The organism is Pseudomonas sp. BF-RE-21 (assembly GCF_019947305.1).
Taxonomy (GTDB): domain Bacteria; phylum Pseudomonadota; class Gammaproteobacteria; order Pseudomonadales; family Pseudomonadaceae; genus Aquipseudomonas; species Aquipseudomonas migulae.
The window spans coordinates 19,750-42,151 of sequence record NZ_JAGYGF010000041.1; the positions used below are offsets into that span (position 1 = coordinate 19,750).

General features: G+C 58.3%; 20 protein-coding genes. 6 read left to right on the forward strand and 14 right to left on the reverse strand.

Annotation, left to right across the window (positions count from 1 at the left end; translation table 11 throughout):
- Window positions 1–22: 22 nt before the first annotated feature.
- Together KGB25_RS22140 and KGB25_RS22145 are read right to left on the reverse strand one after the other, a co-directional pair.
- The gene (locus tag KGB25_RS22140; protein ID WP_223436666.1) at window positions 23–1,096 is read right to left on the reverse strand and encodes an AI-2E family transporter; all 1,074 of its coding nucleotides are present in this window, start codon (window positions 1,094–1,096) and stop codon (window positions 23–25) included.
- A gap of 38 nt (window positions 1,097–1,134) precedes the next feature.
- A complete protein-coding gene (locus KGB25_RS22145) occupies window positions 1,135–2,193 on the reverse strand; it encodes a DUF2066 domain-containing protein (RefSeq protein ID WP_223436669.1) in 1,059 nt (352 codons plus the stop codon).
- 384 nt (window positions 2,194–2,577) lie between these two features.
- Here KGB25_RS22145 and purM point away from each other — a divergent pair, with 384 nt between their 5' ends.
- Genes purM through KGB25_RS22160 form a run of 3 tightly spaced genes read left to right on the forward strand, consistent with a single transcriptional unit; the run spans window position 2,578 to window position 5,008 of the window.
- On the forward strand, window positions 2,578–3,636 hold the full coding sequence (purM, locus tag KGB25_RS22150) for a phosphoribosylformylglycinamidine cyclo-ligase (protein WP_008039218.1): 1,059 nt from the start codon (window positions 2,578–2,580) through the stop codon (window positions 3,634–3,636).
- A complete protein-coding gene (purN, locus tag KGB25_RS22155; protein ID WP_008039219.1) occupies window positions 3,636–4,286 on the forward strand; it encodes a phosphoribosylglycinamide formyltransferase in 651 nt (216 codons plus the stop codon). Before purM ends, purN begins: the two co-directional genes overlap by 1 nt.
- An 8-nt stretch (window positions 4,287–4,294) precedes the next feature.
- Window positions 4,295–5,008 (forward strand): DUF3108 domain-containing protein, encoded by a 714-nt coding sequence (locus KGB25_RS22160; RefSeq protein WP_008039220.1) that lies wholly within the window; start codon window positions 4,295–4,297, stop codon window positions 5,006–5,008.
- 75 nt (window positions 5,009–5,083) lie between these two features.
- On the opposite strand, the gene KGB25_RS22165 is transcribed toward KGB25_RS22160, so the two are convergent.
- Window positions 5,084–6,265, reverse strand: coding sequence for a hypothetical protein (locus KGB25_RS22165; protein ID WP_223436672.1), 1,182 nt, complete (start codon window positions 6,263–6,265; stop codon window positions 5,084–5,086).
- 261 nt (window positions 6,266–6,526) lie between these two features.
- On the opposite strand from KGB25_RS22165, the gene KGB25_RS22170 reads away from it, so the two are divergent.
- Both KGB25_RS22170 and KGB25_RS22175 read left to right on the forward strand, forming a co-directional pair.
- The gene (locus tag KGB25_RS22170) at window positions 6,527–6,943 is read left to right on the forward strand and encodes an OsmC family protein (RefSeq protein ID WP_207285350.1); all 417 of its coding nucleotides are present in this window, start codon (window positions 6,527–6,529) and stop codon (window positions 6,941–6,943) included.
- Window positions 6,944–7,004: 61 nt separating this feature from the next.
- Entirely contained in the window at window positions 7,005–7,865 is an 861-nt protein-coding gene (locus tag KGB25_RS22175) for a pirin family protein (RefSeq protein WP_223436675.1), read from the forward strand.
- Window positions 7,866–7,981: 116 nt separating this feature from the next.
- Here the strand turns inward: KGB25_RS22175 and htpG are convergent, their stop codons facing one another.
- The 3 genes from htpG to KGB25_RS22190 all read right to left on the reverse strand — a co-directional run bounded on the left by htpG (window position 7,982) and on the right by KGB25_RS22190 (window position 10,893).
- Window positions 7,982–9,886, reverse strand: a complete 1,905-nt coding sequence (htpG, locus tag KGB25_RS22180) for a molecular chaperone HtpG (protein WP_223436677.1) — start codon at window positions 9,884–9,886, stop codon at window positions 7,982–7,984.
- An 81-nt stretch (window positions 9,887–9,967) separates the two neighbouring features.
- On the reverse strand, window positions 9,968–10,420 hold the full coding sequence (locus KGB25_RS22185; RefSeq protein ID WP_008039225.1) for a PaaI family thioesterase: 453 nt from the start codon (window positions 10,418–10,420) through the stop codon (window positions 9,968–9,970).
- Window positions 10,417–10,893 (reverse strand): PaaI family thioesterase, encoded by a 477-nt coding sequence (locus KGB25_RS22190; RefSeq protein WP_008032683.1) that lies wholly within the window; start codon window positions 10,891–10,893, stop codon window positions 10,417–10,419. Before KGB25_RS22190 ends, KGB25_RS22185 begins: the two co-directional genes overlap by 4 nt.
- 158 nt (window positions 10,894–11,051) lie before the next feature.
- On the opposite strand from KGB25_RS22190, the gene KGB25_RS22195 reads away from it, so the two are divergent.
- Window positions 11,052–11,285, forward strand: coding sequence for a hypothetical protein (locus KGB25_RS22195; RefSeq protein WP_008032682.1), 234 nt, complete (start codon window positions 11,052–11,054; stop codon window positions 11,283–11,285).
- 67 nt (window positions 11,286–11,352) lie between these two features.
- Here the strand turns inward: KGB25_RS22195 and KGB25_RS22200 are convergent, their stop codons facing one another.
- The 8 genes from KGB25_RS22200 to KGB25_RS22235 all read right to left on the reverse strand — a co-directional run bounded on the left by KGB25_RS22200 (window position 11,353) and on the right by KGB25_RS22235 (window position 22,366).
- A complete protein-coding gene (locus tag KGB25_RS22200) occupies window positions 11,353–11,754 on the reverse strand; it encodes an MAPEG family protein (protein ID WP_008039237.1) in 402 nt (133 codons plus the stop codon).
- Window positions 11,754–12,491, reverse strand: a complete 738-nt coding sequence (locus tag KGB25_RS22205; protein ID WP_008032675.1) for a DUF599 domain-containing protein — start codon at window positions 12,489–12,491, stop codon at window positions 11,754–11,756. Before KGB25_RS22205 ends, KGB25_RS22200 begins: the two co-directional genes overlap by 1 nt.
- A 249-nt stretch (window positions 12,492–12,740) precedes the next feature.
- Window positions 12,741–14,054, reverse strand: a complete 1,314-nt coding sequence (gene brnQ, locus KGB25_RS22210; protein WP_223436679.1) for a branched-chain amino acid transport system II carrier protein — start codon at window positions 14,052–14,054, stop codon at window positions 12,741–12,743.
- 428 nt (window positions 14,055–14,482) lie between these two features.
- Complete coding sequence (gene sucD / locus KGB25_RS22215; protein ID WP_008032672.1) at window positions 14,483–15,364, reverse strand: succinate--CoA ligase subunit alpha; 882 nt, start codon at window positions 15,362–15,364, stop codon at window positions 14,483–14,485.
- Window positions 15,364–16,530 (reverse strand): ADP-forming succinate--CoA ligase subunit beta, encoded by a 1,167-nt coding sequence (gene sucC / locus KGB25_RS22220; protein WP_007898980.1) that lies wholly within the window; start codon window positions 16,528–16,530, stop codon window positions 15,364–15,366. Before sucC ends, sucD begins: the two co-directional genes overlap by 1 nt.
- 196 nt (window positions 16,531–16,726) lie before the next feature.
- Window positions 16,727–18,163 (reverse strand): dihydrolipoyl dehydrogenase, encoded by a 1,437-nt coding sequence (gene lpdA / locus KGB25_RS22225; RefSeq protein WP_008032670.1) that lies wholly within the window; start codon window positions 18,161–18,163, stop codon window positions 16,727–16,729.
- 108 nt (window positions 18,164–18,271) lie between these two features.
- Complete coding sequence (gene odhB, locus KGB25_RS22230; RefSeq protein ID WP_008032669.1) at window positions 18,272–19,492, reverse strand: 2-oxoglutarate dehydrogenase complex dihydrolipoyllysine-residue succinyltransferase; 1,221 nt, start codon at window positions 19,490–19,492, stop codon at window positions 18,272–18,274.
- A gap of 42 nt (window positions 19,493–19,534) precedes the next feature.
- Complete coding sequence (locus KGB25_RS22235) at window positions 19,535–22,366, reverse strand: 2-oxoglutarate dehydrogenase E1 component (protein ID WP_223436681.1); 2,832 nt, start codon at window positions 22,364–22,366, stop codon at window positions 19,535–19,537.
- Window positions 22,367–22,402: the final 36 nt, after the last annotated feature.

Sequence of the window (22,402 nt, forward strand, 5' to 3'; positions counted from 1 at the left end):
CGCGACGGGCTATCAACGAACCTTACAGCTCAGGTTCATCTACGCCACTGTAGATATCAGAATCTTTATACAAATCATGCACATGGCGCACCAGCACCATGATCACCGCCGCCACCGGGAGCGCCAGCAGCACGCCGGTAAAACCGAACAGTTCACCGCCTGCCAAAATCGCAAAGATCACCGCCACCGGATGCAGGCCGATCCGGTCGCCCACCAGCAACGGCGTCAGCACCATGCCTTCCAGCGCCTGGCCGACCATGAACACCGCAACGATGCCAATCATCGGGTACAGGTCGCCACCAAACTGGAACAGGCCGGCAATCAACGCCGCGCCAATCCCGATGACAAACCCCATGTACGGCACAATCGCCGCCAGACCGGCGATCATCCCGATCAGCAACCCCAGCTCGAGCCCTACCAGCATCAGGCCCGCCGAATAGATCACACCCAGCGCCACCATGACCAGCAGTTGCCCGCGTACGAACGCCCCCAGCACTTCATGGCATTCGCCGGCCAGAATCACGACGCGCTCTTCACGAGCGCGGGGCAACAGGCTGCGGATCCTGGCCATCATCACGTCCCAGTCCCGCAGCAGGTAAAAGCTCACCACCGGGATCAGCACCAGATTGGCCAGCCAACCGATCAACGCAAGGCCGGAAGCGGTCGCCTGACTCAACACCATGCCGACAATGTCGGTGGTCTGGCCCACGTGTTCGCTGATTGCCGCCTTGAGTTTGTCGAATTTCCAGAAGCCATCCGATAACCCGAACTTCGATTGCGCCCACGGCAATGCAGTGTGCTGCAACCAGTCGAGCATCTGTGGCGCCAGCTCATACAAGCGGAACAACTGCTTGGCGAGCATCGGCACCAGCACCAGCAGCAACGTGGTGAAAATCAAAGAGAACAACGCGAACACCGCCACCACGCCCCAGGTCCGCGAGAGCCCGGCCTTTTCCAGGCGATCCACCAGCGGGTCGAACAAGTAGGCCAACAACAGCGCCACCAGGAACGGCGTCAGAATCGGATGCAACAGCCAGATAAACGCGCAGAGCAGAACCACTCCACCCAACCAGAACCAACGCCGCGTATCGGCCATGTACCACTCCATATGCATCTATATAAAGAAAGAAAACCTTACCAACGGAAACGCAGTTGCGGCACCGGTGCAGGCGTTGGCGCAACAGCGGGCGCCGAACCCTGGACCACCGGCTGGACAGGCGCCGTCGGAGCCGGTGCCTCACCCGCCGGGACCTCCTGCAACTTCGCCAGCGACAACTGCGAGCGCAACTGCTCGGCGCTGCCATTGACCCGGTAGAGAATACGGTTCCCGTCAACACTTTGCAGACGCGCGCCAAACGGCTCAAGCAAACGCCCGAGCGTTGCATAGTGCTCCAGGTTCATGCCCTGCACTTCCAGCAATTGCTCACCCGAAGCACCTGGCTTGACCACAAACCGTGGCGCCAGACGCTGACTGACCGCCAGCAGCACCGCGTCAGCCACAGCGGCCTGATCCGCGCCCTGCACGCTGCCCGCCTCCTTCTGATCGCCCAGCCACAAATGCCATTTGGCCTGCCACTGACCGCCCTCTTCCCGGGCATGCACCGCCAGCAAGGCATCGGCGTTGTAACGCTCCGATGCACCGCGCAGTGGCGCTGCATCCGTACCTTCCAGATTCGGTGCAGTGGCGACCAATTGTTCACTCAAGTCCGCCAATGGCAGACGCAGCGGCAGACCACGATGTTGTGCGGCACGACGCAGCGGCGCAGCAGCGGCCTGACCATCACCGACCAGGCTCGAACCTTCGGCGGAATCATTCAACCACCAACCGAGGATCGACGGCCGGTTTGCCCCCCACAGCGACAGCCCTGCACGGCGCAACGCCTGTTCGGTCGAGGCCGGGTCGAAATCGACTTTCAGCACTTCCGGCGGGCCGGCGTCGAAGCCGTACTGACTGATGATCTGCTGCGGATCCTTGCGGACGGCCGCCAACCCCGGACTTTGCGCCGCCTTGGGATCGCCGGTCAGGCGCAACACCAGCGTGTCGAGCGCGCGCTGGGTGGCTTGATCGCGCTCTTCAGGCGCCTGACTGGTGACTGGCTCGCGCACCTGATAAAGGCCTTTTACGGTTTCAGCATGACTCGCCAGGCTGACCAGGGACAAACAACCCACAAACAATGATCTGAAAAAACGCATGGAGGATTCCTGACGACAAGAGCGGCTGGAACTGACCGCATGAAGACAATCGAGCAAGGCTGTGACCATCGCCCGACGCAAAACATTCACACGTCCCGGTTAAGTTTTTCGCACTGCCATAACGATAGACGGTTAATCGCGATACCTTATACAGCCAAGCGGGAGACGACCAACACGGGCAATTACGGTTTTTTTGTATCGATATGCCCCTGCTGTCGGCCTGAGGATGGCCGCTGCCCCTCAAGCCTGATAAAATCGCGCGCCTTCGCAGACCGGCAACAGCCGGGCACCCTGAAATTCGCGCAAGGCACATGCCCTTCGTTTGTTTCGGCGGTCCCACTGGACCCGGTCGTTACCCCTGAATCCCCCCTAAAGGCCTGGATCATGAGCAAGCAACCCTCCCTGAGCTACAAGGACGCCGGTGTAGACATCGACGCCGGTGAAGCATTGGTCGAACGCATCAAGAGCGTCGCCAAGCGCACTGCGCGCCCGGAAGTCATGGGCGGCCTGGGCGGTTTCGGCGCCCTCTGCGAAATCCCGGCCGGCTACAAGCAGCCTGTGCTGGTTTCCGGCACCGACGGCGTCGGCACCAAGCTGCGCCTGGCGCTGAACCTGAACAAACACGACAGCATCGGCATCGACCTGGTCGCCATGTGCGTGAACGACCTGGTGGTCTGCGGCGCCGAGCCGTTGTTCTTCCTCGACTACTACGCCACCGGCAAACTCAACGTCGAAACCGCGACCCAGGTCGTGACCGGTATCGGCGCAGGCTGCGAACTGTCCGGCTGCTCCCTGGTCGGCGGCGAAACCGCTGAAATGCCTGGCATGTACGAAGGCGAAGACTACGACCTGGCCGGTTTCTGCGTCGGCGTCGTAGAGAAGTCCGAAATCATCGACGGTTCGAAAGTCGCTGCCGGCGATGCCCTGCTCGCCCTGCCGTCTTCCGGCCCGCACTCCAACGGCTACTCGCTGATCCGCAAGATCATCGAAGTCTCCGGTGCCGACATCGAAAACATCCAGCTCGACGGCAAACCGCTGACCGACCTGCTGATGGCCCCGACCCGCATCTACGTGAAGCCGCTGTTGAAGCTGATCAAGGAAACCGGCGCGGTCAAAGCCATGGCCCACATCACCGGTGGCGGCCTGCTGGACAACATCCCGCGTGTACTGCCAAAAGGCGCTCAAGCGGTAGTTGACGTGGCAAGCTGGAACCGCCCTGCCGTGTTCGACTGGCTGCAAGAGAAAGGCAACGTCGACGAAAACGAAATGCACCGCGTACTGAACTGCGGCGTCGGCATGGTGATCTGCGTGGCTCAAGAGCACGTTGAAACCGCGCTGAACGTTCTGCGTGAAGCTGGCGAGCAGCCTTGGGTCATTGGTCAGATCGCTACTGCTGCCGAAGGCGCAACCCAGGTTGAACTGAAGAACCTCAAGGCTCATTAATGTCCGTCACCTGTGATGTGGTGGTGCTGCTGTCCGGCACCGGCAGTAACTTGCAGGCCTTGATCGACAGCACGCGGACCGGCGACAGCCCGGTCCGCATCGCTGCGGTGATTTCCAACCGTGCCGACGCCTACGGCCTGCAACGCGCCAGGGACGCGGGTATCGACACCCGCTCCCTGGATCACAAGGCTTTCGAAGGCCGCGAAGCCTTCGATGCCGCGCTGATCGAACTGATCGACGCTTTCAATCCCAAACTCGTGGTCCTGGCCGGTTTCATGCGCATCCTCAGCGCTGATTTCGTGCGCCACTACGCGGGTCGCCTGCTCAACATCCATCCCTCGCTGCTACCCAAATACAAAGGGTTACACACTCATCAGCGCGCGCTGGAGGCCGGCGATACTGAACACGGCTGTTCCGTGCACTTTGTCACCGAGGAACTCGATGGCGGACCACTGGTCGTACAGGCAGTAATACCGGTAGAGTTGCACGATTCGCCGCAGAGTCTGGCGCAGCGAGTTCATACCCAGGAACACCTGATCTACCCGATGGCCGTACGCTGGTTTGCAGAAGGTCGCTTATCACTCGGTGAACAAGGTGCTTTACTGGATGGCAAGTTACTCGCGGCCAGTGGCCACTTGATTCGAACCTAGGAGATTTTATGCGTCGCGCCCTGCTCTTCGCTTGCGCTCTGCTTGCCCTGCCTTTCGCGCAGGCTGCAGAACTTCAACCCTTCTCCGCCAGCTACACCGCCGACTGGAAGCAGCTGCCCATGAGCGGCACCGCCGAGCGCAGCCTGACCAAGGAAGCCAACGGCGTCTGGAAGCTCAGCTTCAAGGCATCGATGATGATTGCCAGCCTGACCGAAGAAAGCACCCTGACCCTGGACAAGGACACCCTGCTGCCACAGTCCTACCACTTTGAGCGCGGTGGCCTGGGCAAAGCCAAGAAGGCTGACCTGGATTTCGACTGGACCACCAAAATGGTCACCGGCACCGATCGCGGCGACGCGGTCAAGATCCCGCTCAACCGCGGCATGGTCGACAAATCCACTTACCAGTTGGCCCTGCAGCATGACGTGGCCGCCGGCAAGAAAAGCATGAGCTATCAGGTGGTCGATGATGGTGAAGTCGATACTTATGACTTCCGCGTGCTGGGCTCGGAAAAAGTCGACACCAAGGCTGGCCAGATCGACGCGATCAAGGTCGAGCGCGTGCGCGACCCGACACAAAGCAAGCGCATCACCGTGCTGTGGTTCGCCAAGGATTGGGATTACCTGCTGGTTCGCCTGCAACAGGTCGAAACCGACGGCAAGGAGTACAACATCATGCTCCTCGACGGCAAGGTCAACGGCAAGGCTGTCAAAGGCAGCTGATCCGCAGTGATACGAAAAAGCCCCGCAATTGCGGGGCTTTTTTTTGACATATAAAGGGAGGGTTAACCAGGTATCTCAGGTGGTCAGCCCGTAAAGCCAGGACGACCTACCACCAGAATCATGCACAGCCGTCACCCAACGACCGCAGGGCTGGACCACACAATCAACCGGATGTCCGGGATAATATCTGAAGCCCGACCATCCAAAATCGGTATCGATTGGTCCGCTGGGCAAGAATCGAGAACACACGAGTTCAGCTCCTCCAGACTCACCAATGACAAGCAATTTACCATCACTTTGCTCGCTAATTGAGTGCCATCTGCCAAGCAACCGCTGAGTTATTACTGGCTGCCCACCATTAAAACCCTGCTCTAGTTTGCCGTTCTTATCCAACCCCACCAGCAATGCCCCGATACCCGCATTTTGAGCATTGCCACCCACGCAACGGATGCGATCATCCTGCAAGAGCAGCATGTTAAAAAAGGCAAACTCTACCCCCTCTGCCGCAAAAAACGAAAACCCCTCGACTCCAAAAGTGGTGTCCAAGGCGCCGTCTGCTTTAAACCCCGCCACAAAGCTTTGGCCTGTCATATACCCTGCGACAATAATCCGGCCACTGCTCTGGACCGAAACCGCCCTCGAGAACATGGCGGAGGCAGCAGAGGGGATTTCGACTTTACCGTCGACGCCAAACGACGAATCCAGCTCTCCATTGGCCAACAGCCTGACCAGCACCGGACTATACTTGCCGCCTACCGAATAATGGCAGGTCACAATTATCTTGCCGTCCGGTTGCAAGCATCCACGGATACCATTCAAGAGAGTGTGCGAGTCAGGATACAAGCTGTGTATTTTTCGCCCGAAGACAAGATCCGGACTTCCACTGGAATTAACGCGAGTCAGGGCCAGCCGTGATTTACCCCCTTGGTCGGAGTTACCAATCAACAGGATTTTCCTGTCAGGTTGTAGCAATGCCGCTCCCAGGATAGAAGAACCCGCATCTTCAAAACGCCATTTCAGCACTCCTCCGGTGCCAAAGGTTTGGTCCAACACACCGTTTTTACTCACGCGGCATAGAAAGAAGTCGCCGCGCGTTAATGCTGGCGCTGTCATCGCCAGCGTCATCGACTCGCCTTCGTCCAAGAGTGACACCACTCTGCCTGTGCCCGCCGGTGCCTGAAATTTTCCGCCTGTGGCAAAAGAAGGGTCGAGCTCACCGCTCGCCGCCACACCGGGTGTATCGTTATGCGTCACCATTGCTTCTCTCCTTGAACTTGAAAAAGGGAACATCTTGCCTTGGGCAAGAGCGTGCATAACACCCATTGAGCTCCGCCCCATGCAGAAAGGATTGCGTCCCGTCGAGTTGATTCAAACACGCTCAACGAAGCCCGACTACTGTCATAAATGACAGTTACCCCCCCCCCCCCGCCAAGAGTTTGGAAGGAATCCAAAAGGGAATCCTTTTTCCCTACAGGGTTTTTTTTTTTCCAAGTCCTTTCCTTTTGCCCGGGCTTCCCCATGACAGTCACCGTCAATACCGTTTCCGCCGAAGGTTTTCGCCACAGCGTACAAATCGATGACCACGAACTCTTCGCCGATGTCCCGACATCGTCCGGTGGCGAAGGCTCGGCGCCTGAGCCGCACGACTATTTCGATGCAGCGCTCGGCGCATGCAAGGCCCTGACCCTGAAGCTCTACGCGAAGAAGAAAGGCATCCCGCTGACCGGCGTTGGCGTAGAGGTCAAGCGCGACAACAGCCAGGAGCAAAAAGGCAAATACGCCCTGCACGTCAAACTGACCCTCAAGGGCGTGCTCACCGACGCCCAGCGCGACGAACTGCATCGCGTGGCCGACCGCTGCCCAGTGCACAAGCTGATGACCACCAGCGAAGTCAGCATCGAAACCCACCTCTGCGAAGGCGCGTTCAGCCAATAGCGGCAAGGCTTGGGCAAGCGGGTTATGCTCCACGCGTCACCCGCTCAGCCTGGAATGCACCATGAACACTCCGCTCGTGATTCGCCCCCGCGCCGAAGATGTCGAAGGCCAACCGATTCTTCGCCCGTTGCCGTCAGCCAAATGCCGCAGCGTCGGGCCTTTTGTGTTTTTCGACCACATGCTGGAAACCCGTTATCCAGCGGGCAAAGGCATGAACATCCGTCAGCACCCGCACATCGGCCTGTCGACCCTTACCTACTTGTTCGAAGGAAAAATCCAGCACAAGGACAGCCTCGGTTCCGATCAGGTGGTGGAGGCCGGCGACGTCAGCTGGATGACCGCTGGCAGTGCCATTGCCCATGTCGAGCGCACGCCCGAAGCCCTGAAGGCCAGCGGTTTCACGATGCACGGTTTGCAGATCTGGCTGGCATCGCCCAAGGATCATGAGCAAGGCCCAGGGCACTACAGCCATCACCCGGCAGCCACGTTGCCGGTCAGCGATAACCTTGGCGTAAAGATCCGGATGATCGCCGGGTCAGGCTTTTGCCTGGAATCGCCGGTACCGGTGCTTTCTCCTACGCTGTACGCGGAATTGAACCTGCAAACAGCAACCACGCTGCTGATTCCCACCGAGCATGAAGAACGGGCGTTGTATGTGTTGAGCGGTGAGGCGCAGCTCGATGGCGAGCCGATAGAGCCGTATTCGCTAGTGGTGCTGCCCGCCGGAGAAGAAATGACGCTGTTCGCCGAGAGCGACTGTCATGCGGTGCTATTTGGCGGCGCGCCGCTGGATGGACCGCGACGGATCAACTGGAATTTTGTGTCGAGCGATCCGGCGGCTATCGACGAAGCGCGGCGACGCTGGGCGGCCGGGGATTGGCCGACGGTGCCGGGGGAAAGCGAGCGTATTGAGCTGCCTTGAGATTTGTGGCGTTATTGCCGCCGCCATCGCGAGCAGGCTCCTACAGGATCGGGTTCACAGCCAAAAAATTTCAGGTCATAAAAAAACCCGCCGAAGCGGGTTTTTTTACAACGTCGTTAAACCGACAGTTCAACCAGCAGCTTGTTGAGACGGCGCACATACGCGGCCGGGTCTTTCAAGCTGTCGCCGGCCGCCAGGGCCGCCTGATCGAAGAGAATGTGCGACAGATCGCCGAAGCGCTCGTCGCTCTGCTCGTTGTCGAGCTTCTCGATCAGCGGGTGCGCCGGGTTGAATTCGAAGATCGGCTTCGAGTCCGGAACCTTCTGACCGCTGGCTTCCAGAATCTGACGCATCTGCATGCCCAGGTCCTGCTCGCCGATGGCCAGAATCGCCGGGGAGTCGGTCAGACGATGGGAAACCCGCACTTCAGCCACGGATTCGCCAAGCGCAGTTTTCAGACGCTCAACCAGACCTTCTTTGGACTTGGCGACTTCTTCCGCGGCTTTCTTGTCTTCTTCCGAATCCAGGTTGCCCAGGTCGAGGTCACCGCGCGCCACGTCGACAAAGCTCTTGCCGTCGAAGTCGTTGAGGTAGCTCATCAGCCACTCGTCGATGCGGTCGGTCAGCAGCAGCACTTCGATGCCTTTCTTGCGGAAGACTTCCAGGTGCGGGCTGTTTTTGACTTGCGCGTAGGTTTCGCCGGTCAGGTAGTAAATCTTGTCCTGACCTTCCTTGGCGCGAGCCAGGTATTCGGCCAGACCCACAACCTGCTCGCCTTCTTCGCCCTGAGTGGACGCAAAACGCAGCAGGCCGGCGATTTTCTCTTTGTTGGCGAAGTCTTCTGCCGGGCCTTCTTTCATGACCTGACCGAAGTTTTTCCAGAAGCCTTTGTATTGCTCAGGCTCGTTCTTCGCCAGTTTTTCCAGCATGTCCAGCACGCGCTTGGTCAGCGCCGATTTCATGGAGTCGATGATCGGGTCTTTCTGCAGGATTTCCCGCGACACGTTCAGCGACAGGTCATTGGAATCGACCACGCCCTTGATGAAGCGCAGGTACAACGGCAGGAACGACTCGGCCTGGTCCATGACGAACACACGCTGCACGTACAGCTTCAGGCCTTTCGGCGCTTCACGCTGGTACAGGTCGAACGGAGCGCGGGTCGGCACGTAGAGCAGCGAGCTGTATTCGAGCTTGCCTTCGACCTTGTTGTGGCTCCAGCTCAGCGGGTTTTCGAAGTCGTGAGCGATGTGCTTGTAGAACTCCTGGTATTCCTCGTCCTTGATCTCGGTACGAGGACGGGTCCACAGGGCGCTGGCGCGGTTGACAGTTTCCCATTCAACAGCTGACTTCTCTTCGCCTTCAGCCGCTGCCACTTCTTTCGGCAACTCGATCGGCAAAGCGATGTGGTCGGAGTACTTCTTGATGATGTTGCGCAGACGCCAGCCATCGGCGAACTCGCCTTCACCGGACTTCAGGTGCAGGACGATGCGAGTACCACGATCGGCTTTCTCGACGGTGGCAACTTCGAAATTACCTTCGCCCTTCGACGACCAGTGCACGCCTTCGCTGGCAGCAGCACCGGCACGACGGCTGAACACGTCGACTTTGTCGGCGACGATGAAGGCAGAGTAGAAACCCACGCCGAACTGACCGATCAGGTGCGAATCCTTTTTCTGATCGCCCGTCAGGTGTTTCATGAAATCGGCGGTGCCGGATTTGGCGATGGTGCCCAGGTGGGTGATCGCATCTTCACGGCTCATGCCGATGCCGTTGTCTTCGAGGGTGACGGTTTTAGCGTCCTTGTCGAAGCTCACACGGATTTTCAGTTCGGCGCCACCTTCCAGCAACTCAGGCTTGGACAGGGCTTCGAAACGTAATTTGTCGACAGCGTCAGAGGCGTTCGAGATCAATTCACGAAGGAAGATTTCCTTGTTGGAATACAGCGAATGGATCATGAGGTGCAGCAGCTGCTTCACCTCGGTCTGGAAGCCCAGGGTTTCCTTTTGAGTTTCCACACTCATGGTCATCAAACTCCAATCAGATGGCAGTGGCCGCGACCTAGAGGGTCGGCGGCGGGTTGTCATCAAAGTTGGGGGCTCGGATCAGGATTTCAAGGGCTCATCGATTTTGAAGTGGGCGCGGGCCGTGGCGATGGGCTCGGATTCGGTGCTTTGCCAGGCGGTCACTGCCACGTTTGCGACACGCCGCCCCTGACGGCACACCTGGCAGCGCGCCCACGTATCGCGAAACTGTCCGGCGCGCAGGTAGTCGAGGGAAAAATCGATGATCTTCGGCACACCCGGCGAGCCGGTAAAAATCAGCAGGTGCAAGGCCGCGGACAGCTCCATGAAGCCAGCAATGACGCCGCCGTGAATCGCTGGCAGTAAAGGGTTACCAATGTTGTCCTTGTTCGCCGGCAGACGAAACAGCAGGTCATCCCCCACCCGCGAACACTCGACACCGATCAGTTTGGCGTAGGGAATCAGATGCAGCAGCGAGGCATAGTCGCCCTGCTCATGGGCCTGTTGCAGTTGTTCCTTGAAGTTGTCGGTCATTTCGCACCTCCGGCGATGGCGCCACCAAACCCTTTGGTGCCTTTGACGCCCTTGCCCATGCGCATGAACGTACCGACGACATGGGCGATGGGCTGCTCGGGATCGTCCTGATAAGCAAAGCCACGGGCGAAGATCACGTCGGTGGTGACCCGGTAGCACTGGGCAAAACCATAGACGTCCTTATGCGGTTCGGCGGCATGCATATAGTCGATGCGCAGGTCGAGGGTCGGGCAGACTTCGAATTCGGGCAACACGCAGAGTGTGGCCATGCCGCACGCGGTGTCCATCAGGGAGGTCAATGCCCCGCCATGGATCACGCCGGTTTGCGGATTGCCGACAATTTGCGGGCTGTACGGCAGGATGACCGTCAGTCCATCGCTGCTGGCGCTGTGAACGCGCAAACCAAGTACCTGGCAATGCCTGAGCGCCGAAAGGAATCGCGTCGCGCGCTCAAAAACGGGGTTTTCGGCCATGTGGTAAACACTCTTCTTAGTACTCGGAGATTGTATTAGGTGTATTCGTAAAAGTTCCCGCAGGAATAATCTTATATATCTGAACGAATTGAGGAACTTAACCCTGATGTCCACGCTCGAAAGGCCAGATAGATATTTTCCATAAGGAGAAACACCCCATGCGTAAGACTTTAGCTATTGCCTTGATGTTGACCGCTTCCCTCGGTCTCGCTGCCTGCGATAAAAAATCCGAGGACAAAGCTCAAGAAGCCGAGAAACATGCTGAGCAAGCTCAGCAAGACATGAGCAAAGCTCAGGATAAAGTGAACGACGCTGCGAAAGAAAACGCCGAAGCTGCCAAAGCTCAGGCTGAATCGGATGCAGCTGCAGCAAAAGAAGCACCTAAAAACTAAAACAGTTTTTAGCGTGATAAAGAAAACCCGCCAAGTGCGGGTTTTCTTTTGTCTGTCATTTTCCTTGTTAGAGCAAAATAGTTCTAAAAGTCGGACTAATCATCAATAGCAGCGAACACACTAACCCGACAAACCACACCAGACTCCGCTGCCAGGCCAGATCGCTCCAATAGCACACTAAGTAAATGACCCGCGTAATCACAAAGATGATTGCCAGCGTATCTATCAGCCACCCCGCCGTTTGCGTGGTGTGCGCCATCAACACCCCCACGGCAAACAATATAAACGCCTCAAAACAGTTCTGATGAGCTGCCACTGCGCGGGCGCCAAACCCTGTGAGTTGAGCCTGTTGCTGGCGCGGCAGATGATTGTCGTAACCGCCCTGCTCTTTCATGGCCCTGGCCACCGGCATGCGGGCCACATAGATCAGCAAGGCACTGATAAACACACACCAGAACGGAATACTCATCAAGCGGCCTCTCGGTTCGCCTCGGGCAATGGCGCCTCTGTAGGGGTATAGACCATCACGTCGAGAACGTCGGAATGAAACTCCCGGCGATACAGCACCAGCACCACGCCAGCGCTCATCAGCATGAACAACCAGGGGCTGACGAACCACGCCAGCATGGTCATGCCGAAGTAATAGGAACGCAGGCCGAAGTTGAACTGGTTGGCGGCCATGGAGATGACACGCGCCGCCCGTGCGGCAAAGGCTTTACGCTCCAGTTCGGAAACATGCCGCTCGCCGACCATGGGGGCCGACCCCACCAGAATCGCAGCGAAGTTGTACTGGCGCATGCACCAGCTGAACGTGAAGAACGCATACACAAACACCAGCGCCAGGCACAGCAACTTGATCTCCGACATGCCCTGGGAGGCCTGTTGCACCATCGGGATGTCCGCCAGCAACGACACCGCCCTTTCCGACGCACCGAGCACGGTGAGAATACCGGCCAGGATAATCAGTGTGCTGGAGGCGAAGAACGAAGCGTTGCGCTCCAGATTACCGATCACACTGGCATCGGCGATGCGGTTGTCACGCATCAGCATGCGCCGCATCCAGTCTTCGCGGTACAGGTGCAACACACTGGCCAGGCACGCGGTGTCGCGGCCCTTCCACGTCGCATAACGGGTGTAGCCGCCCCAGCAGATGACAAACCAGATGGCGGCGAGGATGTGGATCAGGTTGGCGTGGATGAACGACATGCAGGTCCTTGTGAGACGTTGGTTGAATCTGTAGGAGCGTAGCTTGCCCGCGAAGGCGGTGTACCTGTCGAAGATTAGGTCGAATGTTACCCCCTCTTCGCGGGCAAGCCTCGCTCCTACAGGTAGTGCTTCGACGTTAGCTGACAAAAAAAGACACTGCCTCACGCGCATAAAAAATGCCCCGTATCGATTGATACGGGGCATTTCCATGTTCGCTCAAGACCCGCGTATGGCAGGCCGTGATACGCCTTAAGCCAGCGCTTCTTCGCGCTTGCCCAGCATGCGATCGCAAACCACCGCAACCACCAGGGTCATGACCGACGGCACCAGCCACGCCAGGCCCTGCTCACTCAGCGGCAAATGCGCCAATTGCATCGGCATCCAGTCCGCCAGACCCGCGCCCTTGAGCGCGTCGATCAGGCCGAAGATGAACGACACCAACATCACCGGACCGACGATGCGGCCCTGCTCATGCCAGAAGTCCTTGCAGAAGCTCAGGGCGACCAGCGCGATGCACGGCGGGTAGATCGCGGTGAGGACCGGGATCGAGAACGCAATCAGCTTGGTGAGGCCCAGGTTGGACACCAGCAGGGAGAACGCGGCGAGGATGATGACCAAGGTCTTGTAGGACAGTGGCAGCACACGACTGAAGTATTCGGCACAGGCGCACGTCAGACCGACCGCTGTGACCAGGCAGGCCAACGAAATCAGCACGGCGAGGAAACCACTGCCCAAGGAACCGAATGTGTGTTGAACGTAGGCGTGCAACACCGCCGCGCCGTTGGTCGCACCGGCGGCCACTTCATGGCTGCCCGAACCGAGGCGAAACAGGCTGACGTACACCAGCGCCAGACCGACGCCGGCAATCAGCCCGGCAATGATCGCGTAACGGGTGATCAGCGCCGGAGAATCCACGCCACGGGAGCGGATGGCGTTGACGATAACGATGCCGAATACCAGCGCGCCCAGGGTATCCATGGTCAGGTAACCATTGATGAAGCCCTGGGAGAATGGCGCCGCGACATACTCGGGCGTCGCCACACCGATATCACCGGCCGGCAACGCGAACGCGGCGATGCCGAGGGCGGCCAGAGCGATAATCTTCAGCGGTGCGAGGAAACGTCCTACGGTGTCCAGCAAACGACCCGGGTAGAGCGAGATGAAGAACACCAGCAGGAAGTACACCGAGCTATAGAGGAACAGCGCCAGCGGGCTTTCGCCGGTCAGCGGCGCCAGGCCCACTTCGAACGATACGGTCGCGGTGCGCGGCGTCGCAAACAGCGGGCCAACGGCGAGGTAGCACGCAGCGGCCAGCAAGCCACCGGCGACTTTGCCGATCGGGCTGCTCAAGGCATCCATCGCGCCACCGACCTTGGCCAGGGCAACAACGGTGATCACCGGCAGACCGACCGCGGTGATCAGAAAGCCCAGCGCCGCCATCCAGACATGAGGCCCGGACTGCAAACCGACGATAGGCGGGAAGATGATGTTGCCAGCCCCGACGAACAGGGCAAACGTCATAAAACCAAGTGCCAGGATGTCCTGGCCTTTCAACACTTTCATTAAGGAAATACCACACTACTGAATCGGAATTTAGAGAGGGATTTCCCTTATGGGTGAGGGAAATGCTGTCGACCCGTATAGGACCGACCCTTTAGCGCGAAGCTTCCTTGTGGGATGCGGACGCAAAAATGGCGGCTAGCCTAACGAATTTGAGCGACAAACGCACTGTTAGAGGGCGAACTATCCGATCTGCGACATTTCCGTGTCGCGTTTTTGCATGTTAATGGTAGATGCCTGTAAGTACGCCTTCGCGGGCAAGCCTCGCTCCTACAGGTTCTTCGTCGATCACAAGTACGGCAAACGACGAAAAACCTGTAGGAGCGAGGCTTGCCCGCGAAGGGGTCGGCACCAACGATACAAACCCCGGAAACGACAAAGGCCACCCGAAGGTGGCCTTTGTTTGGTGAAGCGTCAGCTAAGCGCGAGGCTTACTTGACAGCCCAACCAGTCAGCTCGGCCAGGGCCTTGCCGATGTCTGCCAGCGAACGCACGGTTTTAACGCCCGCGTCTTGCAGTGCAGCGAACTTCTCGTCTGCAGTGCCTTTGCCGCCAGAGATGATTGCGCCAGCATGGCCCATGCGCTTGCCCGGAGGAGCAGTCACACCAGCGATGTAGGAAACAACCGGCTTGGTCACGTGTGCCTTGATGTAGGCAGCCGCTTCTTCTTCAGCCGAACCGCCGATCTCACCGATCATCACGATCGCTTCGGTCTTCGGGTCTTCCTGGAACAGCTTCAGGATGTCGATGAAGTTCGAACCCGGGATCGGGTCACCGCCGATGCCGACGCAAGTCGACTGACCGAAACCGGCGTCAGTAGTTTGCTTCACAGCTTCGTAGGTCAGGGTGCCGGAACGGGAAACGATACCGACCTTGCCTGGCAAGTGAATGTGACCTGGCATGATGCCGATCTTGCATTCGCCTGGAGTGATCACGCCTGGGCAGTTAGGGCCGATCAGGGTGATACCCAGCTCGTCGCACTTAACTTTAGCGTCCAGCATGTCCAGGGTAGGAATGCCTTCGGTGATGCAAACGATCAGCTTGATGCCGCCGAATGCTGCTTCCAGGATGGAGTCCTTGCAGAAAGGAGCTGGAACGTAGATCACGCTGGCGGTGGCGCCAGTGGCAGCTACAGCGTCTTTCACGGTGTTGAACACTGGCAGACCCAGGTGCTCGGTGCCGCCTTTACCAGGAGTTACACCACCAACCATCTTGGTGCCGTACTCGATGGCTTGCTGGGTGTGGAAACTACCTTGCGAACCGGTAATACCCTGGCAGATAACTTTGGTGTCTTTATTGATCAGGACGCTCATTATTTGCCCTCCGCAGCTTTAACGACTTGTTGAGCAGCGTCGGTCAGGCTGGTAGCAGCGATGATGTTCAAACCGCTTTCTGCCAGTACTTTAGCGCCCAGCTCAGCGTTGTTGCCTTCAAGGCGAACAACAACCGGGATTTTCACGCCGACTTCTTTCACAGCGCCGATGATGCCTTCGGCAATCATGTCGCAACGAACGATGCCGCCGAAGATGTTGACCAGTACTGCAGCGACGTTAGTGTCGGACAGGATGATCTTGAACGCTTCGGTAACGCGTTCTTTGGTAGCACCGCCGCCCACGTCGAGGAAGTTGGCTGGTTTGCCGCCATGCAGGTTGACGATGTCCATGGTACCCATGGCCAGGCCAGCACCGTTGACCATGCAACCGATGTTGCCTTCCAGCGCTACGTAGTTCAGTTCGAACTTGGCAGCGTGCGCTTCGCGCGGATCGTCTTGCGACGGATCGTGGAAAGTCTTCAGCTTAGGCTGACGGTACATGGCGTTGGCGTCGATGTTGATCTTGGCGTCGAGGCAATGCAGATCGCCGTCAGCCTTGATCACCAGCGGGTTCACTTCCAGCAGAGCCAGGTCGTGATCCTTGAACAGCTTGGCCAGACCTACGAAGATCTTGGCGAACTGAGCAACCTGCTTGCCTTCCAGACCCAGCTGGAATGCCAGCTCGCGACCCTGGAATGGCTGAGCGCCAACCAGTGGATCGATAGTGGCTTTCAGAATTTTTTCTGGAGTGTCGTGAGCGATTTTCTCGATGTCCACGCCACCTTCGGTGGAAGCCATGAACACGATGCGACGGCTCGAACGGTCAACGACAGCGCCCAGGTACAGCTCTTTAGCGATATCAGTGCACGATTCAACCAGGATCTTGGTGACTGGCTGACCATTGGCGTCAGTCTGGTAAGTCACCAGACGCTTGCCCAGCCACTGCTGTGCGAAGGCTTTGGCGTCTTCTTTGCTGCGAACCAGCTTAACGCCGCCCGCTTTACCGCGACCACCAGCGTGGACCTGGGCTTTGACAACCCACTCGGTGCCGCCGATTTTGTCGCAAGCTTCTGCTGCTGCTTCCGGGGTGTCTACCGCATAACCGGTGGAAACTGGCAGGCCGTATTCAGCGAACAGCTGCTTACCCTGATACTCGTGAAGATTCATGCTTATTACCGTCTTCGTTAGGTACTGCGCATTCGGTGCTGCACTTGTTCAAGTGCCGCACCACCTGTGACTGCTGCTTGCGTAGCCTTTCCGGATACCCGGTGCAGCCACGCAAGACTGCGTCCAGCGGATATTCCGCGGTGAGTCTTGCATGCAAGGCTCACGACGGGCCATACCGCCGTGGTTTCTTATTGTCTTAACGCTTCTTGCGGTTGGCGATGTGGATGGCGCCGCCATTCACAGCCAAAGCTGCTTCGTGCAAGGCTTCAGACAGGGTCGGATGGGAGAAAACCATCATGCCCAGGTCTTCAGCGCTGGTGCCGAATTCCATGCCGATCGCGCCCTGCTGAACCAGTTCTGCAGCGCTCGGGCCAATCACGTGGACGCCCAATACGCGGTCAGTCTTGGCATCGGCAATGACTTTCACGAAACCGCCGGTGTCGTTGGCTGCCATGGCACGGCCACTGGCTGCGAACGGGAAGGTGCCAACGTTAACTTCAACGCCTTCAGCCTTCAAGGTCTGCTCGGTTTTGCCGACCCATGCGATTTCCGGGTGAGTATAAATAACCGAAGGGATCAGGTCATAGTTGATTTGCGCTTTGTGGCCCTTGATGCGCTCAACCACCATGATGCCTTCTTCGGACGCCTTGTGCGCCAGCATCATGCCGCGAACCACGTCACCGATCGCGTAAACGCCCGGTACGCTGGTAGCGCACTGGTCGTCAACGAATACGAAACCGCGCTCGTCGATGGTCACACCGCTGTCGGCAGCCAACAGTTCGGTGGTCACTGGACGGCGACCAACGGCAACGATCAGCTTGTCAAAGGTGATGCTCTGTTCGCCGTTGGCGTCGGTGTAGTTCACAACGACTTCGTCGCCGTTCACTTTGGAACCGGTGACGCGAGCGCCCAGCTTGATGTCCAGACCTTGTTTGGTCAGGGTTTTGTAGGCTTCTTTGGAAACGGCGTCGTCAGCAGCCGGCAGGAACTTCTCCAGCGCTTCCAGAACAACCACTTCAGCGCCCAGGCGCGACCATACCGAACCCAGTTCCAGACCGATTACGCCAGCGCCGATAACGCCCAGACGCTTGGGTACGGATTGGAATTCCAGTGCGCCGGTCGAATCGACGATCACTTTCTGGTCAACCGGAGCCGGTGGAATGTCGATCGGACGCGAACCCGAAGCCAGAATCACGTTCTCGGCTTCGATGATTTCAACGCTGCCGTCTGGCTTGGTCAGTTCGACTTTCTTGCCGGCCAGCAGTTTGCCGTGGCCTTGCAGGGAAGTGACGCCGTTCGCCTTGAACAGGGTGGCAACGCCAGAGGTCAGGCCTTTGACGATGTTGGCTTTACGGCCAACCATTGCCGACACGTCCATGGTCACGCCAGCGTGATTGATACCGTGGATCGCGAAGCCTTCTTTGGCTTCCTTGTATTTCCAGGAGCTGTCCAGCAGCGCCTTGGATGGAATGCAACCGACGTTCAGGCAAGTACCGCCGAGGGCCAGTTTGCCTTCCTTGTCGGTGTATTTCTCGATGCAGGCAGTGGTGAGGCCCAGTTGCGCTGCTTTAATGGCAGCCACGTAACCGCCAGGGCCCGCGCCAATCACTACCACGTCGAATTTCTGAGTCATGTGTCATTCCTTCTCGAATCAAACCGGACGGCCCCTTATGGGGACCGTCGTGGGACGAAGCTGGTCATTACAGACGGGCCGCCATCCTGCACGGCCCATGCAACGAAATCAGATATCCAGCAGCAAACGAGCCGGGTCTTCCAGCAGGTTCTTGATGGTAACCAGGAAGGTCACAGCTTCTTTGCCATCGATCAGACGGTGATCGTAGGACAGAGCCAGGTACATCATCGGACGGATTACGACCTGACCGTTGATCGCCATAGGACGCTGCAGAATGTTGTGCATGCCCAGGATGGCCGCTTGCGGCGGGTTGACGATCGGAGTCGACATCATCGAACCGAAGGTACCACCGTTGGTGATGGTGAACGTACCGCCGGTCATTTCGTCCATCGACAGCTTGCCGTCGCGAGCCTTCTTGCCGAAGGTGGCGATGCCGCCTTCGATTTCAGCCAGGCTCATCAGTTCGGCGTTACGCAGAACCGGTACAACCAGGCCGCGGTCGCTGGAAACAGCAACGCCGACGTCAGCGTAGCCGTGGTAAACGATGTCGCCACCGTCGATCGATGCGTTGACAGCCGGGAAGCGTTTCAGCGCTTCGGTGGCAGCCTTGACGAAGAACGACATGAAGCCCAGGCGTACGCCGTTGTGGGACTTCTCGAACAGGTCCTTGTACTTCGAACGCAGGGCCATGACTTCGGTCATGTCGACTTCGTTGAAGGTGGTCAGCATCGCCATGTTCGACTGAGCTTCTACCAGGCGCTTGGCCACGGTAGCGCGAACGCGGGTCATCGGTACGCGCTTCTCGATGCGGTCGCCAGCGGCGAACACAGGAGCAGCACCAGCAGGAGCAGCAGCCTTGGCAGGCGCGGCAGCCGGAGCGGCTTTCTTGGCAGCAACGGCTGCAACCACGTCTTCCTTGGTCACACGACCGCCTTTGCCGGTGCCGGCAACGGAAGCGATGTTGATACCGTTTTCTTCAGCCAGCTTGCGAGCAGCCGGTGCAGCAACAGGATCGTCTTCGCCTTCGGCAGCTGGAGCAGCAGCCTGCGCAGCGGCCGGAGCAGCAGCGGCAGCCGGAGCAGCAGCAGCGCCGCCCGCTTCGATGGAGCCCAGGACTTCGTCGGACAGAACGGTGTCGCCTTCGTTCTTGACGATAGCGCCCAGCACGCCATCAGCAGTGGCCAACACTTCCAGCACAACCTTGTCGGTTTCGATATCGACGATCAGATCGTCACGCTTTACAGCGTCGCCCGGTTGCTTGTGCCAGGTGGCAACGGTGCCATCGGCAACCGATTCCGGGAAAGTGGGGGCTTTGATTTCGATAGCCATTATCTGTGAGTCCTTAAATTCGGTTTCAGGTGCGCGAAGGCGTTAAACAGTAAAGGCGTCTTGCAGCAGTTTTTCCTGCTGCTCAGCGTGCATCGATGCGTAACCGCATGCAGGTGCAGCAGAAGCCTCACGGCCCGCGTACTCAAGTACGAGAGACTTGTTGAGATTGCTGATGCTACGACGCATGTGGTGTTGGCTGCAGTACCACGCACCCTGGTTCATCGGCTCTTCCTGGCACCACACGGCATTTTTGACGTTGGAGTAAGGAGCCAGGACTTCTTTCAAGTCGTCCTCAGGGAATGGGTACAGTTGCTCGATACGCACGATGGCGATGTCATCACGACCTTCGGCACGGCGTTTTTCCAGCAGGTCGTAGTAGACCTTGCCGCTACACAGAACAACGCGCTCGACCTTTTTCGGGTCCAGTGCATCGATTTCCGGGATAACGGTCTGGAACGAACCTTCGGCCAGATCTTCCAGAGTCGAGATGGCCAGCTTGTGACGCAGCAGCGACTTCGGAGTCAGAACGATCAATGGCTTGCGCAGCGGGCGAATCACCTGACGACGCAGCAAGTGGTAGATCTGAGCCGGCGTAGTCGGTACGGCTACCTGAATGTTGTGCTCGGCGCACAGTTGCAGGTAACGCTCCAGACGAGCCGACGAGTGCTCCGGACCCTGACCTTCATAACCGTGCGGCAGCAGCATGGTCAGACCGCAGAGACGGCCCCACTTGTGCTCGCCACTGGTGATGAACTGGTCGATAACCACCTGGGCACCGTTGGCGAAGTCGCCGAACTGGGCTTCCCAGATCACCAGCGCTTCAGGCGTGGTGGTCGAATAACCGTACTCGAACGCCAGAACCGCTTCTTCGGACAGGAACGAATCGTACAGGTCGAAACGTGGCTGGCCGTTGTACAGGTTCTGCAACGGGATGTAGGTACCCGCGTCTTTCTGGTTGTGCAAGACAGCGTGACGGTGCGAGAACGTACCGCGACCGATGTCCTGACCCGTCATGCGAATCGGGTGACCTTCGAACGCCAGGGTCGCGTACGCCATGGTTTCGGCGTAACCCCAGTTGATCGGCAGGCCGCCGGCTTGCATCTTCTGACGGTCTTCGTAGATTTTCGAAACCTGGCGCTGAACCACGAAGCCTTCTGGAATTTCCAGCAGCTTGGCGGACAGTTCCTGCAAGGTCTTCAGATCGAAACGCGTGTCGTGACGTGCAGTCCAGGCGTGGCCCAGGTACGGACGCCAGTCCACGAACAACTCTTTGTTCGGCTCTTTGACCAGGCTTTTTACAACATGCAGACCGTTGTCCAGCGCGTTGCGGTATTCGTCGACTTTCGACTGAACACGCTCAACGTCCAGCACACCGCTCTGAGTCAGGCGATCGGCATACAGTTCACGGGTGGTGCGCTGTTTGGTGATCTGCTGGTACATCAGAGGCTGGGTGCCGCTAGGCTCGTCGGCCTCGTTGTGGCCGCGACGACGGTAGCAGACCAGGTCGATCACCACGTCACGCTTGAATTGCATGCGGTAGTCGATGGCCAGCTGGGTCACGAACAACACGGCTTCCGGATCATCACCATTCACATGGAGGATCGGCGCCTGGATCATCTTCGCAACGTCGGTCGCGTACTCGGTGGAACGCGAGTCCAGCGGGTTGCTGATGGTGAAACCGACCTGGTTGTTGATCACGATGTGCACGGTACCGCCGGTCTTGAAACCGCGGGTCTGCGACATCTGGAAGGTTTCCATCACCACGCCTTGACCGGCGAATGCCGCGTCACCGTGGATGGAGATCGGCAGAACCTTCTCACCGGTAGGGTCGTTACGACGATCCTGACGGGCGCGAACCGAGCCTTCGACCACTGGAGATACGATTTCCAGGTGGGACGGGTTGAACGCCATGGCCAGGTGAACTTCACCGCCGGCGGTCATCACGTTGGACGAGAAGCCCTGGTGGTATTTAACGTCACCGGAACCCAGCTCGACCTTCTTCTTGCCTTCGAACTCGTCGAACAGCTCACGCGGGTTCTTGCCGAAGGTGTTGACCAGCACGTTCAGACGACCACGGTGGGCCATGCCGATCACGATTTCCTTGGTGCCGTAGGAACCGGAACGCTGGATCAACTCGTCGAGCATCGGAATCAGGCTTTCGCCGCCTTCCAGACCGAAACGCTTGGTGCCAGGGTATTTGGTGCCCAGGTATTTTTCCAGGCCTTCACCGGCAGTGACGCGCTCGAGCAGGTGGCTCTTGATGTCGGCGGAGTACGTCGGACGACCACGCACGCTTTCCAGACGCTGCTGGAACCACTGGCGCTGCTCGGAATCGGTGATATGCGTGAATTCAGCGCCGATGGTGCGGCAATATGTCTGCTGCAACGCTTCGTGAATTTCGCGTAGGCTCGCCTCCTCTTTGCCGATGAACAGGTCGCCGGCACGGAAGGTCGTATCAAGATCGGCATTGGTCAAGCCGTAATGATTGATTGACAGGTCTGCAGGTGCAGGACGCTGCCACAGTCCCAGCGGGTCAAGCTGAGCTGCCTGGTGGCCACGCATACGGTAGGCCTGGATCAATCGCAGCACTTCAACTTGCTTCTTCTCGTGCTCACTGCTCACGCTGCCGGCGGAAACCGGTTGGGCGCGGCGCTGGTTCTTTGCCAGCAAGACGAAATGATCGCGAATTGTGGAGTGCGAAACATCGGTGGCAGAGTTGCCTTCGGTCGGCAACTTCTGAAAGTAGGTGCGCCACTCTTCTGGCACAGCGTTAGGGTCGTGCAGGTAGAGCTCATAAAGCTCTTCCACATAGGCAGCGTTACCTCCGGAAAGGTAGGCGCTGTTCCACATGCGCTGCATCACGCTTTCTTGCATGCTTGGTCACCCTCGGTTAGGGGAACACCATCGGCG